Below are 18,784 nucleotides of genomic sequence, written 5' to 3' on the forward strand. Positions count from 1 at the left end.
TTCCCCCACAAACCGCGATGGTATGATGTGGCCCGCTGCGGGAACCTCCGGCCCGCGGGCTTCTCCAAGCGACGAGCCACACCCGGCTTGCCAGTACCGCGAACACAACCGAGATACCCATGCCGCGCGCCCTCCGCCGAGCCATCCTCCCTGTCCTGATCCTCGCCGTCGCGGTGGTGGGATTCATGATTCTGCGCGCGACCGGGCCCTCGGCCCCGCCGCCGGAGGCCAGCGAACGCACCTGGCCGGTGCAGGGTCTGACCGCCGAGCCCGGCACCCACCGCCCGGGCATCATGCTGAACGGACGCAGCCAGTCCGCCCGCGATGCGCTGCTGCGTGCCGCGGTCGAGGGCGAGATCGAAGACGTGCCGGCGCGCGCAGGACAGCGGGTGGCGTCGGGCGATGCCCTCGTCCGCATCGACCCGCGCGAGGCCCAGCTCCTGCTGGACCAGCGCGAGGCCGAACGCCAGGAACTGGAAGGCGCGGTCGAGAGCGAGGAACTGCGCGCGCGCTTCGACCGCGAGGCCCTGCGCCGCGAACGCGAACTGCTGGCGATCGCCGAGCGCGGCCTGGAACGGGCCCGCGACCTGCGCGGACGCAATCTCGGTTCCGAATCCGACGTCGATGCCGCGCGCGAACGCCTGCAACAGGCCAGCATCACCGTGGACAGCCGCGAGCAGGCCGTGGCCGATGCCCCGATGCGCCGGGCCCAGGCCGAGGCCCGCCTGGCGCGCGCCCGCGCCGCCGAGGCGCAGGCCGCGATCGACCTGGAACGCACCACCATCCGCGCCCCCTTCGACGCCCGCATCGTGGACGTCGAGGTTGCCACTGGCGAACGCGCCCGGCCGGGGGACCCGCTGTTGAGGCTGTACGCCGTGGACGATCTGGAGATTCGTGCCAGCCTCCCTGAGCACCTGGTCGCCCGGGTCGAGGCCCTGCTGCAGGAGGGCACATCCCTCCCCGCGCACGCGACGGTCGGCGGCCACGAGATCGAGACCGAGCTCGCGCGCCTGGAGGGCGAGACCCGCAGCGGCGACTCCGGGATGCGCGGGGTGTTCGAGGTTCGCTCGGGCGGCCAGCGCCTACCGCTGAATCGATTCGTCGAGCTGCGCCTGCAGCTGCCCGAGGAGCCCGACAGCCTGGCCGTTCCGTTCGAGTCCCTGTTCGGGCGCGACCGCGTGTTCCGCGTGGTCGACGGCCGCCTGGAGTCGCTGCAGGTGGACCGTCTGGGTGACTTCATCGACGCGGACGGCAACACCCTCGCCCTGATCCGCAGCGACGCGATCGCCGCTGGCGACACCCTGATCGCCACCCGCCTGCCGAATGCCGTGGATGGCCTGCGGGTCGAGGTTGAAGAACAGGATTCCGGCCGATGAGCGAATCGGAGACCGGCAGCGCGCCGGAATCCGGGCAGCCCATGCCTGGTGGCGGCGCGCAGGAACACGACGGGCCTCCACGCGGCCCGATCCAGCTGTTTCTGGAGCATCGCCTCGCCGCCAACCTGCTGATTGCACTGATGCTGCTGGCCGGGGCCTTCGCCCTGACCAAACTGAACACCCAGTTCTTCCCCAACTTCGAACTCGACTTCGTGACCGTCGAAGTGCCCTGGACGGGGGCCAGCGCGGAGGATGTCGAACGCGCCATCGTCGACCCGCTGGAGCAGGACCTGCGCACCGTCGACGGCCTGCGCAACATGACCTCCACCTCGGCACTGGGCATCGGCGTGGTCACCATGGAGTTCGAGGCCGGGACCGACATGACCCTGGCGCTGGAGCAGGTCAACGACCGTGTGAACCAGCAGCGCAACCTGCCAGAGGCCGCCGAGACCCCGGTGGTCACCCGCATCATCCGCTACGAGCCGGTGGCGCGGTTGCTGCTGACCGGCCCCGAGGACCCGCAGCAACTGCGCATCCTCGCGCGTCAGTTCGAACGCGAACTGCTGGATGCCGGCATCGCGCGCATCGAGTTCACCGGCCTGACCGAGGACGAGATGGCCATCCAGGTGCCATCCGCAACGCTCTACCGCCTGGACATGACGCTCGCGGATATCGGCGAGCAGATCCGCGCCATGGCGCAGGACCTGCCGGCCGGCTCGGTGGGTCGCGACGACACCGCACGCCAGATCCGCAGCCTGGAGCAAGCGCGCGACATCGTCAGCTTCGAGCGCCTGGTACTGCGCGGCGATGGCGAGCTGGGGCGCCTGACCCTGGGCGATATCGCGACCCTGGACCTGCGCCATCGCGACGGGCAGGTACGCGTCCGCGCCAACGGCCAGCGGGCGATCGAGATGCAATTGCTGCGCTCGGAGACCGGCGACTCCCTCGCCGCCGCGCAGGTGCTGGAGGACTGGCTGGCCGAAACCCGCCCCGCCCTGCCGCCCGAGGTTGATCTACAGGTCACCGATGCCTTCTGGGAGCTCCTGTCCGAGCGCATCACGCTGCTGCTGAAAAACGGTCTGGGTGGCCTGTTGCTCGTCCTGGCAATCCTGTTCCTGTTCCTCAACCGCCACATCGCCCTGCGCGTGGCACTGGGCATCCCGATCGCGTTCACCGCCGCCTTCGTGGTGCTGTGGGTGGTCGGCGGCTCGATCAACATGATCTCGCTGTTCGGCTTCATCATGTCGCTGGGGATCATCGTCGACAACGCCATCGTGGTCTCGGAGCACGCCTACAGCCTGCACCAGCGCGGAATGTCGGCCAGCCGTGCCGCGCGCGACGGGGCCCGGCGCATGGTCGGCCCGGTGATCGCCGCCTCGCTCACCACGGTCGCCGCCTTCCTGCCGCTGATGCTGATCGGGGGGATCATCGGCAACATCCTGTTCGACATCCCGCTGGTGGTGATCTGCGTCATTGTCGCCACCTTGCTGATCGCCTTCCTGATCCTGCCTGCACACCTCAAGGGCGTGATGCACCGGCTCAAGCCGCCGCGCCCGGGCAGCCTGCGCGAGCGGTTCGACAACGGCTTCGAGGGCTTCCGCAACGGCGCCTTCCGCCGCGCGGTCACGGTCTCGGTCAATCATTCCGGCACCACTCTTGCCTTGGCCGTCGGCGCTCTGATCCTGGCCATCGGCCTGGCCGCCAGCGGGCGCATCGGCTTCACCTTCTTCCCGTCGCCGGAGGGCACCATCGTCAACGCTGGCGTCAACTTCGTCGCCGGCACCCCGCCGGAGCGGGTGGAGGCCTTCCTGATCCACGTCGAGGAGGCCCTGGCGGAGACCGAACAGGAGCTCGGCGGCGACCTGGTGCGCGCCTCGGTGACTCGGCTTGGGCGCGGGATCGACCCCGGCGACGGCAACGCCCCACGCGGCGACCAGTTCGGCAACATCCAGGTCGAACTGGCATCGCCGGAACAGCGCGAGGTGCGCAACCGCCAATTCATCCAGGCCTGGGAGGAGCGCGTGCGCCAGGCCCCGGGCATCGAGAATTTCAGCATCGACGAGCGCCAGACCGGCCCGCCAGGACGCGATCTGGAGGTCCGCCTGACCGGCGACGACCCGCATGTGCTGAAAAATGCGGCACTGGAACTGGCGGATATCTTCGACGACTTCGCCGGCACCTTCGCCACCAACGACGACACCCCGTTCGGCCGCGAACAGCTGGTGTTCCAGGTCAAGCCGGAGGGCCGCGCCCTGGGCCTGACCACCGAATCGGTCGGTGCCCAGCTGCGCGACGCCTTCGACGGCCACCTCGCCCAGCTCTACCAGGACGGACTGGAGGAGGTCGAGGTGCGCGTGCGCCTGCCGGATCACGAACGCCATTCCAGCGAGAGCCTGGAGCGGCTGAACCTGCGCCTGCCGAGCGGCGAATTCGCCCCGCTGGGCAGCGTGGTCGATCTGCGCTCGCGCCAGGGCTTCGAGACCCTGCGCCATGCCGATACCCGCCTGGCCATCCAGGTCTCCACCGAGGTCGACCGCAGCGTGAACAACGCCGCGCGCATCCGTGCTGCGCTGGAGGACGGCCCGCTGGACGACCTCGCGGCACGCTACGGCATCGAGTATTCCTTCGAGGGGCGTGCAGCCGACCAGGCCGAGACGTTCGCCGACATGCGCACGGGCCTGATCCTGGCGCTGGGGCTGATGTACATCACCCTGGCCTGGGTGTTCGGCTCCTGGGGCTGGCCACTGATCGTGATGGCGATCATCCCGTTCGGCATCCTCGGCGCCCTGCTCGGACACTGGATCCTGAACGTGGAGCTGACCATCCTGTCGCTGTTCGGCCTGTTCGGCCTGACCGGGATCGTGGTCAACAACTCGATCATCCTGGTGAGCTTCTACCAGGGCCTGCGCGAGGCCGGGCTGGCCCTGCAGGAGGCGATCGTCGAGGCCGCCTGCCAGCGCCTGCGCGCGGTGATCCTGACCTCGGTCACCACCATCGCCGGCCTCACCCCGCTGCTGTTCGAACGCTCGGTCCAGGCCCAGTTCCTGATCCCGATGGCGATCTCCATCGTCTTCGGCCTGGCCATCGCCACCGTGCTGGTGCTGTTCGTGATCCCCGCGCTGCTGCGCCTCTACGAAGGCCGCTTCGATCGCGGCGCCACCACCACCCACCACGCCACCGAATAGCCCTCCGCGCCCACCCGTGGCTTTGTACTCCCGCCACGAAGCGCACGAAGAAGGGCCAGGTCAAGGTCAAGGTCAAGGGCGGGTTGCACCACAGAGGGCACGGAAGGCACGGAGAAATCGGATGGCGGGCCAGGGGGCCGAAAAGCTGGGGCGAGAAGAACGGTGAGTGGTCCAGTCAGACCAGTGGCGGGCATTGATGCGCTTCCTTTGGCTCCACGGCATCGGCATCCTGCCCGGTTCGAAACTGTCTTCGCTTTTCTCTGTGTATGCCGTGTCCTCTGTGTATGCCGTGTCCTCTGTGGTGCAATCGCCCTTCGCGTGCCCTTCGTGCGCTTCGTGCGCTTCGTGGTTGATCAAACGAGACCGGCCCGACGGCGTGTACTCAGCCGACGGGCTATACTGGATTCGTATGTTTGAAGGGAGTTACACGTGACTGCATCCCTCGCTCTCGACCAAATGACCACGACCGAAAAGCTCCGCGCCATGGAGGAGCTGTGGGAAGACTTGGCGCGTAATCCGGCGGATGTCCCGGTCCCCAATTGGCATCGCGACGTGCTGGAACAGCGCCAGGCGACCGCCGCCAGCGGTGAGGCCCGATTTCGCCCCTGGGACGACGCCAAGCGACGCCTGCGCAACGGGTAACGGCCTGCCTTGCGCTTGATCGAACTCCTCGACGCGGCGGAAGAGGACCTGGCCCGAGGTGCTGCGTTCTACACCTCCCGGTCACCGGGGCTGGGCGAGTATTTCCTCGATGCCCTCTTTTCCGACATCGACTCCCTGCTCCTGTACGCCGGCGTGCACGAGCAGCATCATGGTTTCCATCGTCTGCTTTCCCGCCGCTTCCCCTTCGCGATCTACTATCGGGTCGATGACGAAATCATCCGCGTCTACGCCATCCTCGATTGCCGCCAGGCCCCGGGTCATCTCGCCACACGCCTGAGCGATCCAGACGAGTAGCTCGAATTTCCACCACGAAGCGCACGAAGATACGAAGAAGGGCCTTCGTGTGTTTCGTGGCGAATCAAACCGCCGCGGCCTGGCGGCGGTCGGCGAGGCGGATGGGAATGGACGCCAGCAGCCCGGCGAGGAACAGGAACAGGCAGAACAGGATGGCGTTCTCGAGGCCCAGCCAGACCTGGAGCAGCCCGATGCCGAGCAGGCCGAAGATCGCCGCGGCCTTGGACGCCAGCCCCCAGAACCCGAACCAGCGCCCGGCCTCGCGCGCCGGAACCATCAGCGCCACCAGCGCACGCCCGGCGGACTGCGCCGAACCGAGGCAAAGCCCGGCCAGGATGCCGACGCCGAGGAACACCATCTGCGCCTCCACCGGTCGTCCCAGCAGCACGCTCAGCCACTGGGCGATGGTCGGCGTGGCGAAGATCGCCAGCACCGCCAATGCCCAAAGCACCAGCGTGATGCGATAGATGCGCACCGGCCCCGCGCGGTCCTGCAGGAACCCGAAGCCCACGGCACCGATCACCGCGGTGATCTGGGTCACCACGAACATCATCACGCGCGTCGGCTCGTCCCACTGGATCACCTGCGCGCCATAGATGAAGGTGAAGGCGATGATGATGTAGATCCCGGCCATCACGAAAAAGATGGACACGAACAGCGCGCGCAGGTCGCGGCGCTCGCCCAGCGTGACCAGCGAGGCCTTCACCCGCTTCCAGCCGAGCCCCAGCTGGACGTTGCGCGCCATGCGCCGACGGGTACCGCGCTCCTTCAGGAACAGGAAGGTCGGCAGCGCCGAGACCAGGAAGAACGCGGCCGCGAACGGCCCGACCCAGCGAATGCGCTCGAAGTTCTCCGCGCTCACCTCGCCCAGAAGCCCCAGGGCAAAGGCGGTCGCCACCAACCCGCCGATATACCCGAGACCCCAGCCCAGCCCCGAGATCCAGCCGAGCTTCTCCGGTGGCCCCAGGTCGGGCAGGAAGCTGGCGATGAAGGACTCGCCGATGGCATAGCCGAAGTTCGAGGCGATGATCAGCGCCATGCCGAAGAACACCAGCCCCGGTTCGACGAAGTACAACAACGCGGTGGTGATGATCGTCAGCACCCACGAGGCGGCGAGGAAACGCTTGCGCGAGGCGGTGGCATCCATGATCGCCCCGGCAAACGGTGCGGCCACGATCACCATCGCGTAGCTGACCGCCAGGGCCACGCTCCACAACAGGTTACCGAGACGATAATCCGGGGCATCGCCGACAATCACCCGCGTAAACAGGTCGCCGAAGATCACCGTGATGATCAACAAGGTGTAGGCCTGATTGGCGAAGTCGAACATCGCCCAGCCGAAGATCTCGCGCCGGGGGGCGGGCGCGTTCTCGGGGTGGCGCCGAATCAGCGGCATGCAGGAATCTCGGGGGTCATGACGGGCCACATGCTAACCCACCTCCTCAGCGCTCGCGGATCACGACGGCATCGCCGTCCGTTTCGACCGCGAAGTGCTCGAGGAAACTGCGGCCCAGACGCGAGCGCGGCAGTGCATCGTCGGGCAACACGATCGCACTGACCCCCGAACGGCGTAGCGCGCCCACCTGCAACTGCTCGATCCGGACGCGCTGCCCATGCTGCGTGCCCCGGACGTCGCGGATGCGCACCGAGCGCCCCTGATCGGCGTCAATCCCGGCCTGCTCGGCATCGGTCTCACGCAGCAACACCGAGTCAGCCTGCGCATCGACGACGACGGTAACGGCCGTACCGTTCACCCCGGCGGTCAGCGCATGCTCGCCGCGCGAATCCCGATGCACCCGCACCTCGACACCTCCCTCCGCCGGCCCGACCGGCCGCGCCGGGGCCGCCCGTTGCTGCACCCGCAGCTCATGCTGTCGGCCGCCGTACTCCACCAGGGCCGCGCCCGGGCGCGTGCGCAGGACCCGCACCCCGCCCGGGCCGGACTCGCCGGTGGAGACCACGGCGCGCTCGTCCCCCACGGACAGCACCGCGCGATCCCCGAACACCGCATGCAAGCGCAGTTCCTCCGCGGCCACAGAGGCCGGCCACCACAGCATTAGCCACACCGCCAGACCGAACACGGCCGGCGAACAGTATCGAGCGAGACGAGTCCAAGTCATGCCGCTGTTATAGCCCCTCCGGCTGAACGAAACCGGAACGCCAGGCGACAACCCCCGCGCCTGCTACCATCAGGGCGTGCATATCCTCCTGGAGTCCCCGTGTCCCGTTCATCCTCGTCCACCGCGTCCAGCCCACCCCCGACCCGGCATATCGCCCTGCGCCATGCCTTTACCGTGACATTGCTGGTAATCGGGCTGTGGCTGATGCACATGAACCTGCGGGTCCTGCCCGAGGCCGGGGTGATGGCGCTGTGGATCGGTGTCACCCTGCTGATCGCCCATGGCGGCTTCCGGCGCCACCGGGTACGGCGCGCGGCCTTCCTGCGCGGCTACCTGGAGCCGACCAGCCAATGGCCTCGGCGCCTGCGGGGCGGGCCGCTGATGGCCCTGCGGCACCTGATCATCGGCGCGCTGCTGGGCGGACTGCTGCTGATCACCCTCGCGCGCATCCCGACCCAGGAGGTCTGGGCCGCCCTGCTGGTCGCCGGCTTCGTGCTGGTGATCAGCGAGGCCCTGTTCGCCCGCCTGCTGCGCGGCCATGCCCATCCGCAGTTCGCACCGGAACTGGTCCGCCGCGGGGCCCTGCGGCTCACGGGCCTGCTGCTGATCGTCGCCCTGCTGGCGCTGGCCCTGCTGGCCCGGTACCCCGACCTGACCGGCGCCTCGCTGAAACAGGCGGTCTGGTTCCTGGTCCACCAGGAGGCCGCGCGCAGCCATCTGCTGGAGGCCGGGTTGCAACTCGCCGCCGCCCAGGACGCCCTGCGCCTGTGGCTGGGCCAGCAATGGTTCCCGCAGGGTGTGGAATCCCTGCCGGCCCTGCTCGGCTGGCTGCTGGTGCTCGCGGAACAGGCCTTCCTGGCCCTCGGCTTCCTGCTCCTGGCCAACGGCCTGCTGCCGCTGCGCCCGACGAACGACACCCTGGGCGACCCGCGCAACGCCCCCGTCATCGAGTAGCGCGGACCCCGCCATGCCGTCGTGCATCCCGCAAGCCCCAACCGGCACCCGGCCATGGCGATGACGGCGGGGTGGCATACGGCCTGGACCTGGCTGGTCCTGACCCTGCTGGCCAGCACCAGCCTTTTGTGGCTGGCCAGCCAGCACGAACCCCGCAGCTGGGAAGAGGCCGCGCCGCTGACCCTGCAACTCGGCGAGCAGCGCTACCAGGTCGATCAAGAACGCCTCACCCGCCTCGAACGCTTCACGCTCGAATGGCTGGAGGCGGGGGACGCCGAGGCCCGGGACCACTGGCAAGGCCGCGTGGATACCAAACTCGATGCCCGTTTCGCGGAACTGCACGACCGCGTCCCCGAGGTCGCGGACTGGTACTACTCGCTGGGCGCCGAATACATGCGCCTGTGGGTGCGCGGGACCCAGTGGCTGGGTGACGCCGAACCGAATGCCCCCGCGCGGATGCTGCGCGAACGCCTGCTGCCCGAGGCGCTGTGGGAGCGCGCCCTGCAGGACCTGGCCACCCGCGTCGAATGGGGTCTGGACGAGCAACAACGCCAGGTCCGCGACGCCTGGCGTCTGGAGCTGGCCGACCGCCTCGCGGACGCGCGCATCCCGAGCCCACCGCCGCGCGCCGGCGGGGGCTCAGCGGCCGAGATCGAACGCGGCCACGCCCTGCACGCGGCGCTGGATATCGACCTGGAGCGCTTCGACCAGCGCACCGGCCTGGCGGCCACGGCCGCCGCCGGCACCGGGCTCGCGACCCCGTTGATCGCGCGCGCCGTGCAGGCCCGGCTGGCCGCCCGCGCCACGCAGGCGGGGCTGGCGCGCAGCCTCGGTCGCGCCGGCCGCGCGGGCGCCCTTGGTGCCGGGGTCTGCGCCTGGAGCGGTCCGTTCTCGCTGGGCTGTGGCATCACCGCTGCCGGGGCCACGATCATCGGCGTGGATTGGCTGCTTCTGCGGCTCGACGAGACCCGCCACCGCGAAGACCTGGAGCAGGCCCTGCACGAGGCCCTGGACGCCCTGCACGCCGAGACCCGCCTGGCCTGGCAGCAGGCCATCGACGCGCGCGTCGAGGCCCGGCACACGGCCAGTCGCGCCGCGGTCGAGAACACCTTCCAGCCCTGGCGCCGACCAGGACCAACGTCGGGGGCTGCGTCCGGAGATGGCCACGGCCCCTCGGGGGCCTCGCCATGACGGGAAAACGAGCACCGTCATCGCGAGGAGCGCAGCGACGTGGCGATCTCCGGGGGTGACCCCGGCGTCGGGCCGAGGCGAAGCGTCGGGGCTGCGTCAGGAGATGGCCACGGTCCCTGCGGGGCCTCGCCATGACAGGGACATTACGACTTGGGGCCTGCAGTTTCTCGGCAGTCGAGCAGTGCTGCGTTACACTCCGCACACCGTTACCTCGCGCCCGCGCCTACTGATGAATACGATTCCCAAGCGCCACAAGACCGTCCCCGTCCGCGTCGGCAACGTCACCGTCGGCGGCGACCACCCAGTGTTGGTGCAATCGATGACCAATACCGACACCGCGGACGCCCTGCGCACCGCCGTGCAGGTGGCGGAACTCGCGCGCGCCGGCTCCGAGGTCGTGCGCATCACGGTGAACTCCGAGGCTGCGGCGAAGGCCGTACCGGAGATCCGCGAACGCCTGGATGCGATGGGACTGGACGTGCCGCTGGTCGGGGACTTCCACTTCAACGGCCACAAGCTGCTGACTCAATACCCGGAGTGCGCGCAGGCGCTGGCCAAGCTGCGCATCAACCCGGGCAACGTCGGGCGCGGCTCGAAGCGCGACAGCCAGTACGCGGCCATGATCGAGACCGCCTGCGAGTACGACAAGCCGGTGCGCATCGGCGTGAACTGGGGCAGCCTCGACCAGGCCCTGCTCGCGCGGATGATGGACGCGAACAACGAGCGCGCCGAACCCCTGTCACCGGAAGCGGTGATGCAGGAGGCCCTGATCACCTCGGCGCTGGAGAGCGCGGCCGAGGCCGAACGTATCGGCCTGCCGCATGACCGCATCATCCTGTCGGCCAAGGTCAGCGGCGTGCAGCCGCTGATCTCGGTCTACCAGGACCTGGCCGCACGCTGCGACTACCCGCTGCATCTGGGGCTTACCGAGGCCGGCATGGGGGCCAAGGGCATCGTCGCCTCGACCGCCGCGCTGTCGGTGTTGCTGCAACAGGGCATCGGCGACACCATCCGTATCTCGCTGACACCGGAGCCCGGCGGCGACCGCACCCGCGAGGTCCTGGTCGCCCAGGAGATCCTGCAGAGTATGGGGCTGCGTAGCTTCCTGCCGTCGGTGGTTGCCTGCCCCGGCTGCGGACGCACGTCCAGCGAATACTTCCAGCACCTGGCGCAGGACATCCAGACCTACATCCGCCACCAGATGCCCACCTGGAAGGAACGCTATCCGGGCGTGGAGGAGATGACCGTCGCGGTGATGGGCTGCGTGGTCAACGGCCCCGGCGAGAGCAAGCACGCCAACATCGGCATCTCCCTGCCCGGCACCGGCGAACAACCGGTCGCCCCGGTCTACGAGGACGGCGAGAAGACCGTTACCCTCAAGGGCGACCACATCGCCGAAGAATTCCAGGCGCGCGTCGAGGCCTACATCGAACGCCGCTACCGCCAGACCGCCTGACGTTCCTGTTAACCACGAGGCACAGAGAACATCAGGGCCTCTGGCGACACATGAACTTGCAGGATGCGTTTCGCTGCGCTCAACGCATCCTGCCCACTGCGTGCCAACGCGGTTCCGCCCGCCATCGCCACGCAGGCTCGACACCACCGCTCCAACCCCTACCGAGTCGATAACGGCCCGATCGAGGCTCGGCTTACTTCTGTTCGAAGCGGTGGATCAGCGCCTTCAGTTCGGCGGCCTCGGCCTGCATCCGCGCACTGGCATCGCGGGCATGGGCAGAGACGGAGCCGGTCTCGGTGGCCACATCGCGAATGGACGTCACGTTGCGGTTGATCTCCTCGGAGACCGCACTTTGCTCTTCGACCGCGGTGGCGATCTGGGTGTTCATCTCGGTGATCTGGCCAACGGCCTCGCGGATGCTGGTCAGTGAATCGCCCGCCGCCTGGGCCTTCTCCACCCCGTCGGCGGCCCGCTCCTGACTGGCACGCATCGCGGACATGGCCTCGCGCGCCCCGGACTGCAGGCTCTCGATCATATTGCGAATGGTCACCGTGGATTCGTCGGTGCGCTGCGACAGGCTGCGCACCTCGTCGGCCACCACGGCGAACCCGCGGCCGTGTTCCCCGGCGCGGGCGGCCTCGATCGCGGCATTCAGCGCCAGCAGGTTGGTCTGCTCGGCGATCTCGCGAATGACGCTCAGGATCTTGTCGATCTCCACGGTGCTCGCCTCCAGCTTGCCGAGCTTCTCGGCCGTGGACTCGACCTCCGCTGCCATGCGGTTGATCACGGAAACCGTATCGTTCACGACATCCTGACCGGCCCCGGTTTCCTTCTCGGCGTTGTTGGCGGCCTCGGCGGCGCGCGCGGAGTTGCTCGCCATCTCCTGGATGGTCGAGGTCATCTCGTTCATCGCCGTGGCGACCTGGTCGATCTCGTTTTGCTGGCGCTCCACGCCGGCGGCCGTCTGGTCCACGCTGCTGGCCATCGAGTGGGCATCGTCACTCACCGCCTCGGCCTTGTCCTCGATGCGGCCCAGCACGGTGCGCAGTTTGGCCTCGCCGAAGCGCTGTACCAGTTCCAGCGAGGCGCTGTCATCGCGCCGTCCGGTGTAGATGGCCTCCATGACCGGGTTGTCGAACTGGGCCTGGGCGCGCTTGACCGCCTGGCGCACCCCGGAGGTAAACACCAGCGACGCCACGCCGCCGACGGCGAAGATCAGCACCAGCAGGGCCGCCTGCACCACAGGCGAAGACGCCGAGAACACGACGGCGAGTGCCAGCAGGACGCCCACGATCCAGGTGCCCGCCAGACGACAGGTCAGGCCGTGATACCAGCGCCGTGCGAAGCTCCGCCCCCGGTTGATCGCGGCATACACCTTCTCGGCGCGTGCCACATGTTCGCGCTCCGGGATCGCCCGCACCGACTCGTAGCCGGTCTTGCGGCCGTGCTCGTAGGCGGGGGTGACAAACGCGTCCACCCAGTAATGATCGCCGTTCTTGCGCCGATTCTTGACGATGCCCATCCAGGCCCCATCGGCCTTCAGGGTCGCCCACATGTTCGCGTAGGCGGCCTCCGGCATGTCCGGGTGGCGCACGATATTGTGTGCAACCCCCTCCAACTCCGCGCAGTCGAAGCCGCTGACCTCGACGAAGTCGTCGTTCGCATAGCGAATGCGGCCTTTTTCGTCCGTGGCCGAGATCAGATCCCCATGCCGATCGAGCGAATAGTCCGTCTGGGTGACGGGAAGATTCTTGCGCATGCCGTACTTCCTTATTCTTGTGTGCCGAACAGGACGTGTCCGGCAATCAAAATTCGCGCGGGCCGTTCGCTGCGACCCACGCCCTCGAGGATGATCCCCGGCGAATATATTCGCTCTTACGGATGTATCGACCCGGATGCCCCGAACTTGAATCGCAGCCCGGCGGCGGCCTACCGGGGCTCGACGGGCCGCGCTGCCGCGGCCAGCACACGCCGAAAGCCCTCGAAGGCAAACGGGGTCAGCTCCAGGTCACGCGAACGCCGGTCGGCGTAGACCAGGCCCAGCACGCGCTCGCCATCGCACAGGCGCGCGACGAGACAGTCGACCCCGCCGGTCAGCTTGCGCACCGCCGAGGGCATCTGCTCATGGATGCGCTTGCGGTCCCACCACTGCGGCGTGTCCTTATCCAGGACCAGCGCCAACGGGCCGAGCGCCGCACGGTTGATCACAAAGTGACTAAACTCCGGCTCGTGCAGCGTGCCGACCAGGTGCTCGGCACGCAGCGTCTCGCCATCCCGGGACAGACGGGCAAAAACCACCCGGTTCAGGCCTACACCGAACTGCATCACCCGCAGCATCCGCCGTACGCGCAGCTCGCGGTTCGGCTCTTTCTCGAGCGCGCCAATCCCCTCTTCCAGCAGGTCGCCCCGCGGCATCAGGGCCAGGCGCGGCCGATGGGGCTCGCGCAGCCAGACCCGCCCGGGTATCTGCGGATCCAGCGGTTCACGATGGTAGACCGCGACATCCGCGTTGAAACGCTCGATCACCGCACTGATCCGGTCCGCGGCCTCCTTGTCAGTCAAACCCATCAACCCGGCCAGCAGCGCGAGGTCGCGGTCACCACGCGCGGTATCCATACCGCGAAAGACCTGCCAGGCCACGGCACTCGCGACCATCACCTCAAAGGCCCGGTGATGTGCCGCATTTACGGCCCGCAGCGTCCCCTGCACCAGTTCCGGCAGCTCCATTTGTTCCGCCATCGCACGCGAGAGATCGTCCGTTGCGTACCCCAGTGCGGTGTAACTGGCCTCGTCCGGAAGCGCATTCAGCTCGAGGATCTCCATCAGCCGGGCCAGGCGCGGCTCGCCCTCCACCAGCAGGGCGAGCAGGCCGAGCTGATTCAGCAGGGCGGCCAGGGCCAGCTCGCCCGGCTCAGTATCGTGGCGCTCGCCTGCGATTTCGGTCGCAATCATTGCCGCCAGCCGCGATTGCGCCGCCATCTCGCGATAAGCCTGCGGCTGGGTAACCACGTCCTCGACGCGCGGCGCCGCAGCCGCCTCCTGATGGACGTTCTGCAACCCCAGCATGGCGATGGCGTCCCCCACCGCGTGCACTTCCTGGCGCAGGCCGCGGCGCGAACGGTTTGCACGCAGGACCAAACGCAGGCTCAGACCGGGGTCGCGTTCGGCGTAACGCGCCAGTTCGCGCAGCGAGCGCTCAACCAGGGCGTCGGGGTCGGCAAACACCGCATCGCTCGCCTCGAGGATCGGCCATTCCACGGCCGCCAGGCGGGCGGCTTCGTCCATGTAGGGCGCGTCCTTGTCCAGGGACATGCTGTACCTCGCGCAGGGGAGTCGTTATGGTTATGCCCGTCACTATAGCAACTGCGGCACTGTGAACCGGTCCGCAGAACCCCTATTCGAGCCCACATCACGGGATCCCATCAGTGAAGCTCATTCTCGGTTTCATCATCGTGCTCGGCGGCGTGTTCGGCGGCTTCGTGCTGCACGGCGGCAACATGCTGGTGATCTGGCAGCCATACGAATACATGATCATCGGCGGCGCGGCCCTGGGGGCCTTCCTGATCGCCAACCCCTTCCGGGTCGTGATCACGGTCCTCAAGTCCCTTCCCCAGCTGCTGAAAGGCGGCGCCAAGTACTCGCGCGAAGACTACCTCGACCTGCTCGCGCTGATGTACAAGTTGTTCACCAAGGCCCGCAAGGAAGGCCTGATGGGCATCGAAGGCGACGTCGAGGAGCCCGAGGAAAGCGCCCTGTTCCAGGCGCATCCCCGGGTACTCAAGGACCATCACGCGGTCGAGTTCATCACCGACTACATGCGCCTGATCATCTCCGGCTCGATGAACCCGCACGAGCTGGACGCCCTGATGGACGTGGACCTGGAGACCCATCACGAGGAATCCGAGCGCCCCAGCCACGCAGTCAACCGCGTGGCGGATGCCCTGCCCGGCTTCGGCATTGTGGCGGCGGTGCTGGGGATCGTGAACACCATGGGTGCGCTCGGCGGCTCGATCGAACAGATAGGCATGAACGTAGCGGCGGCCCTGGTCGGGTCCTTCCTCGGCATCCTGCTGGCCTACGGCTTCGTCGGTCCGACCGCGGCCGCACTGGAGGCGCGATCCCAGGAAGAGGCGAAGTTTCTGCAGTGCATCAAGGCCTGCATCCTCGCCAATGTTCAGGGGTACAGCCCGCAAGTGGCGGTTGAATTCGGCCGCAAGACCATGGAAAGCGAGCTGCGGCCCGGCTTCTCCGAACTCGAGGAGCACGTGAAGGCGGCCTGAGGCCGTCCGGACCGCATCCATGGGCGTCGAGGACAAGACCCAGCCGATCATCGTCAAGAAGAAGGTGGTCAAGGCCGCTCACCACGGCGGTTCGTGGAAGGTGGCCTTTGCCGATTTCGCCACCGCGATGATGGCCTTCTTCCTGCTCCTGTGGCTGCTCGCCGCGATGGAGGCCGAAGATCTTGCCGGTTTATCCGAGTACTTTCAGAACCCGTCAGCCTTCGAAGGCCTTGCACCCGTCCCCGGACAGGCGCCCGGGGACGGCACAGGAGTGGACCCGTCGATTATCGATTTCGAGGGCCTGCCAGAACTGATGGAAGACCCGGAATCCGTCGCTCCCCCCAGTGGCATCGACGATGAAACCCTGGACGACCTGGCCGAGGCGCGCGACCGTGAGGCCCTCGAGACACTGCAAAGGGCCCTGGAGGAAGCGGTCGAACAAAGCCAGGCGCTGGAGCCCTTCAAGGACCAGTTGCTGCTGGACATCACCCCCGACGGTCTGCGTATCCAGATCATCGATCGCGAGAACCGCCCGATGTTCGACAGCGCCAGCGCACGGCCCCTCGAGCACGCCGACGCGATCCTGCGTGAACTGGCCAGCCTGATTAACAAGGTCCCCAACCGCGTCTCGATCACCGGACACACTGACGCGCGCCCGCTGCTGCGCCCGGATTACACCAACTGGGAACTCTCGGCTGATCGCGCGAACGCGGCCCGCCGGGCGCTGGTCGCCGGCGGCACCTATCCCGACCAGATCGCACGGGTCGTCGGGCTGGCCGCCAGCGTACCGTTCAACCGCGAAAATCCGGAGGACGCGATCAACCGTCGCATCTCGATCATCGTCCTTAACAAGGAGGCTGAGGAAGCGATGCGCGAAAGCCTCGAAAGCGAGGGCGTCCCGGCCGACAGCCTGGGGCCGGCAGACGACGACACCGACACGCCCGCCACACAACCGAACGAGCCCAACGGAAATGACCCAGCACCGTGACATCCCGCTGAACCTGATCACCGGTTTTCTTGGCGTCGGCAAGACCACCGCCATCCGTCACCTGCTCGCGCAGCGCCCGGAAGGCGAGCACTGGGCTGTGCTGGTCAACGAGTTCGGCGAGATCGGCGTGGATGGCGGGCTGCTGGCGGATACCGGCGTGGCCCTGGAGGAGATCCCCGGCGGCTGCCTGTGCTGCGTCTCGGCGCAGATGTTCACCGTCGGCCTGAACCGGCTGATCCGCAGCCAGAAACCCGACCGCATCCTGATCGAGCCGACCGGTCTCGGGCACCCGGCGCAGATCATCCGCACCCTGACCGAACCGCCCTATGCCGGCGTCCTCGATCTGCGCGCCACCGTGACGCTGATGGACGCACGCCACCTGGCCTCGCCCCGCCATCGCGAGCACCCGACCTGGCAGGACCAGATCGCCCTGGCCGATGTACTCCTGGCCAACAAGGCCGACCTCTACAGCGAGGATGACCGCGAGACGCTGCATGCCTACGTCGCCGCGATGCCCTCGCCGCGCCCCCTGGTTGTCGAGACGACTCAGGCCCGCATCGAGCGCGAATGGCTGGACCGGCCCCGGCTGGAGCGCGGCGGTGCCCTGTTCCCCGAGGCCCGCGCCTTCCTCGACGCCGCGACTGAATCCGCGGACCCCGGGCATGATCATGCCCACGCCCACGCTCATGGACATGACCACGATCACCCTGCTCCCGCGACGGACGAATGGGTCACCATCGACACCCGCGGCGACGGCTACATCGGTCGCAGCTGGCTGATGCCCGAGGGGCAGGTCGTCGACCACGCAACGCTCGCAGGCCTGGTCGACGGCTTTACCGGCGACCGCTTGAAAGGACTGGTGGCAACTGACCAAGGCTGGCACCGCATCAACCGCGTGGACGGCCACGGTGGGCTGGAGCCAATGGCCGCCCCCAACACGCCGCTGCGCCCCCGCATCGAGGCCATCCTGCCGGAATCCGATACCGCCGCCCTGGACGCCCTCGCCAAGGCATTCGAAGCCGCACACACCCCGAACACCTAACCCACCACCCGGTGCCAATCGACGCCTCGTAGGATGCGTTGAGCGAAGCGAAACGCATCAGAACGCACGCTACAGCAAAAGACGCCACCCCGAACGATGCGTTTCGCTTCGCTCAACACATCCTACAAGACCGACCAGGGCTGACGCCGCATCAACCGTGGGCGGCCACGACGGGCTCGAGCCGATGGACGCCCCTGACACGCCACGGCGCCCCCGCATCGAGGCCATCCTGTCGCAATCCGATACCACCGCCCTGGACGCCCTCGCCAAGGCATTCGAAGCCGCACACACCCCGAACACCTGACCCAGCACCCGGCGCCAATCGACGCCTCGTAGGATGCGTTGAGCCCCGCGAAACGCATCAGGACGCACGCTACAGGGAAAGACGCCACGCCGACCGATGTGTTTCGCTTCGCTTCGCTCGACGCAGCCTAGATGTCAGGCGACGCGAGCCAGGCGGGATCGAGGAAAAACAAGAGGGTAATCACCGCCCCGATCAGGGTGACGGCATGCCGATAGCCGGCCTCCGGCACGCGGCGCACCAGGGCGATACCGAGCCGCGCGCCCAGGATCGCACCGGCCCCGACAGCCAGCAGCCCGGTCGCCACCACCTGCCCGCCCGCGATGTAGACCCCCACCGCCATCAGGGTCAGCACCGAGGAGAGCAGGTTCTTCACCGCATTGGCCCGCGCGAGATCCGTGATCCCCTGGCCACGCAGGATGGCCAGCAGCAGGATGCCGACGCCACCGTTGAAATAGCCGCCGTAAGCGCAGCCCAGCCCGGCCCCCAATACCCGCAGCGGCCCCGAATGCGTCCGCGCGGCCTGATGCTGTAACCAAGGGCCGAGGGCAAACAGCACCGTGGCCAGCAGCAACAGCCAGGGGATCAGCGCGCGGAACCGGGCATCCCCGGTCAGCAGCAGCACGGAGGCCCCCAGGGCCCCGCCCAGCACCCCCGCCAGCAGCAGGCCCCAGACCAGCCCTCGGCCCAGCTCCTGCCACGCCCCGCGTAACTGCCGCCGATCCGCCAGCACGCTGGCCAGATAACCGGGCAGCAGGGCCGCGGTCCCCGTGGCATTCGCGGCCACCGGCGGCACGCCAACGCTCATCAGCGCCGGCAGGGTCAGGAAACTGCCGCCACCGGCCACCGCATTCAGCAGGCCGGCGAAGAACCCGGCGGCGAGGAGCAGCAACGCAACGCCGGAGGGCGCAAAGTCCATGCCGCGCGGTATCCC

The 18,784-nt window shown here is 68.1% G+C and carries 15 protein-coding genes; 10 read left to right on the plus strand and 5 right to left on the minus strand.

The annotated features are described in order from the left end of the window. The first annotated feature begins 119 nt into the window (after window positions 1-119). The 4 genes from G335_RS0104305 to G335_RS0104320 all read left to right on the plus strand — a co-directional run bounded on the left by G335_RS0104305 (window position 120) and on the right by G335_RS0104320 (window position 5,518). Window positions 120-1,376 carry an efflux RND transporter periplasmic adaptor subunit gene (locus G335_RS0104305; protein WP_018175991.1) on the plus strand — a complete coding sequence of 419 codons (1,257 nt, stop codon included), beginning with the start codon at window positions 120-122 and terminating at the stop codon, window positions 1,374-1,376. Then, entirely contained in the window at window positions 1,373-4,561 is a 3,189-nt protein-coding gene (locus G335_RS0104310; protein WP_018175992.1) for an efflux RND transporter permease subunit, read from the plus strand. Before G335_RS0104305 ends, G335_RS0104310 begins: the two co-directional genes overlap by 4 nt. Window positions 4,562-5,017: 456 nt before the next feature. Continuing rightward, window positions 5,018-5,203 carry an addiction module protein gene (locus G335_RS0104315; RefSeq protein ID WP_018175993.1) on the plus strand — a complete coding sequence of 62 codons (186 nt, stop codon included), beginning with the start codon at window positions 5,018-5,020 and terminating at the stop codon, window positions 5,201-5,203. A gap of 9 nt (window positions 5,204-5,212) precedes the next feature. After that, window positions 5,213-5,518, plus strand: coding sequence for a type II toxin-antitoxin system RelE/ParE family toxin (locus G335_RS0104320; RefSeq protein ID WP_018175994.1), 306 nt, complete (start codon window positions 5,213-5,215; stop codon window positions 5,516-5,518). A 64-nt stretch (window positions 5,519-5,582) separates the two neighbouring features. On the opposite strand, the gene G335_RS0104325 is transcribed toward G335_RS0104320, so the two are convergent. Beyond that, window positions 5,583-6,914 carry an MFS transporter gene (locus tag G335_RS0104325; protein ID WP_018175995.1) on the minus strand — a complete coding sequence of 444 codons (1,332 nt, stop codon included), beginning with the start codon at window positions 6,912-6,914 and terminating at the stop codon, window positions 5,583-5,585. 46 nt (window positions 6,915-6,960) lie between these two features. Beyond that, a complete protein-coding gene (locus tag G335_RS0104330; RefSeq protein ID WP_018175996.1) occupies window positions 6,961-7,575 on the minus strand; it encodes a TIGR02281 family clan AA aspartic protease in 615 nt (204 codons plus the stop codon). Window positions 7,576-7,737: 162 nt separating this feature from the next. Between G335_RS0104330 and G335_RS0104335 the strand changes: the two genes are divergently transcribed. From G335_RS0104335 to ispG, 3 genes are all read left to right on the plus strand, one after another. Further along, window positions 7,738-8,592, plus strand: coding sequence for a hypothetical protein (locus G335_RS0104335; RefSeq protein WP_018175997.1), 855 nt, complete (start codon window positions 7,738-7,740; stop codon window positions 8,590-8,592). A gap of 54 nt (window positions 8,593-8,646) precedes the next feature. Beyond that, window positions 8,647-9,783, plus strand: coding sequence for a hypothetical protein (locus tag G335_RS0104340; protein ID WP_018175998.1), 1,137 nt, complete (start codon window positions 8,647-8,649; stop codon window positions 9,781-9,783). A 229-nt stretch (window positions 9,784-10,012) separates the two neighbouring features. After that, entirely contained in the window at window positions 10,013-11,239 is a 1,227-nt protein-coding gene (gene ispG, locus G335_RS0104345; RefSeq protein WP_018175999.1) for a flavodoxin-dependent (E)-4-hydroxy-3-methylbut-2-enyl-diphosphate synthase, read from the plus strand. A 193-nt stretch (window positions 11,240-11,432) separates the two neighbouring features. Here the strand turns inward: ispG and G335_RS0104350 are convergent, their stop codons facing one another. Both G335_RS0104350 and G335_RS0104355 read right to left on the minus strand, forming a co-directional pair. Then, complete coding sequence (locus G335_RS0104350) at window positions 11,433-12,998, minus strand: PAS domain-containing methyl-accepting chemotaxis protein (RefSeq protein WP_018176000.1); 1,566 nt, start codon at window positions 12,996-12,998, stop codon at window positions 11,433-11,435. 170 nt (window positions 12,999-13,168) lie between these two features. Beyond that, entirely contained in the window at window positions 13,169-14,551 is a 1,383-nt protein-coding gene (locus G335_RS0104355; protein WP_018176001.1) for an HDOD domain-containing protein, read from the minus strand. A gap of 113 nt (window positions 14,552-14,664) precedes the next feature. On the opposite strand from G335_RS0104355, the gene motA reads away from it, so the two are divergent. From motA to G335_RS0104370, 3 genes are read left to right on the plus strand one after another with little or no spacing between them, the layout of a single operon-like run. Continuing rightward, window positions 14,665-15,519, plus strand: a complete 855-nt coding sequence (gene motA, locus G335_RS0104360) for a flagellar motor stator protein MotA (RefSeq protein WP_018176002.1) — start codon at window positions 14,665-14,667, stop codon at window positions 15,517-15,519. A 19-nt stretch (window positions 15,520-15,538) separates the two neighbouring features. Further along, a complete protein-coding gene (gene motB / locus G335_RS0104365; RefSeq protein WP_018176003.1) occupies window positions 15,539-16,507 on the plus strand; it encodes a flagellar motor protein MotB in 969 nt (322 codons plus the stop codon). Beyond that, the gene (locus G335_RS0104370) at window positions 16,491-17,549 is read left to right on the plus strand and encodes a GTP-binding protein (protein WP_018176004.1); all 1,059 of its coding nucleotides are present in this window, start codon (window positions 16,491-16,493) and stop codon (window positions 17,547-17,549) included. The genes motB and G335_RS0104370 overlap by 17 nt, the downstream gene beginning before the upstream one ends. Window positions 17,550-17,980: 431 nt before the next feature. Here G335_RS0104370 and G335_RS0104380 read toward each other — a convergent pair whose 3' ends face one another. Beyond that, window positions 17,981-18,769: a sulfite exporter TauE/SafE family protein gene (locus G335_RS0104380; protein ID WP_018176006.1), complete on the minus strand. Its 789-nt coding sequence runs from the start codon at window positions 18,767-18,769 to the stop codon at window positions 17,981-17,983. Between the last annotated feature and the right edge of the window lie 15 nt (window positions 18,770-18,784).

This window comes from Thioalkalivibrio sp. AKL8 (assembly GCF_000380525.1).
In the GTDB taxonomy this organism is placed as follows: Bacteria; Pseudomonadota; Gammaproteobacteria; order Ectothiorhodospirales; family Ectothiorhodospiraceae; genus Thioalkalivibrio; species Thioalkalivibrio versutus.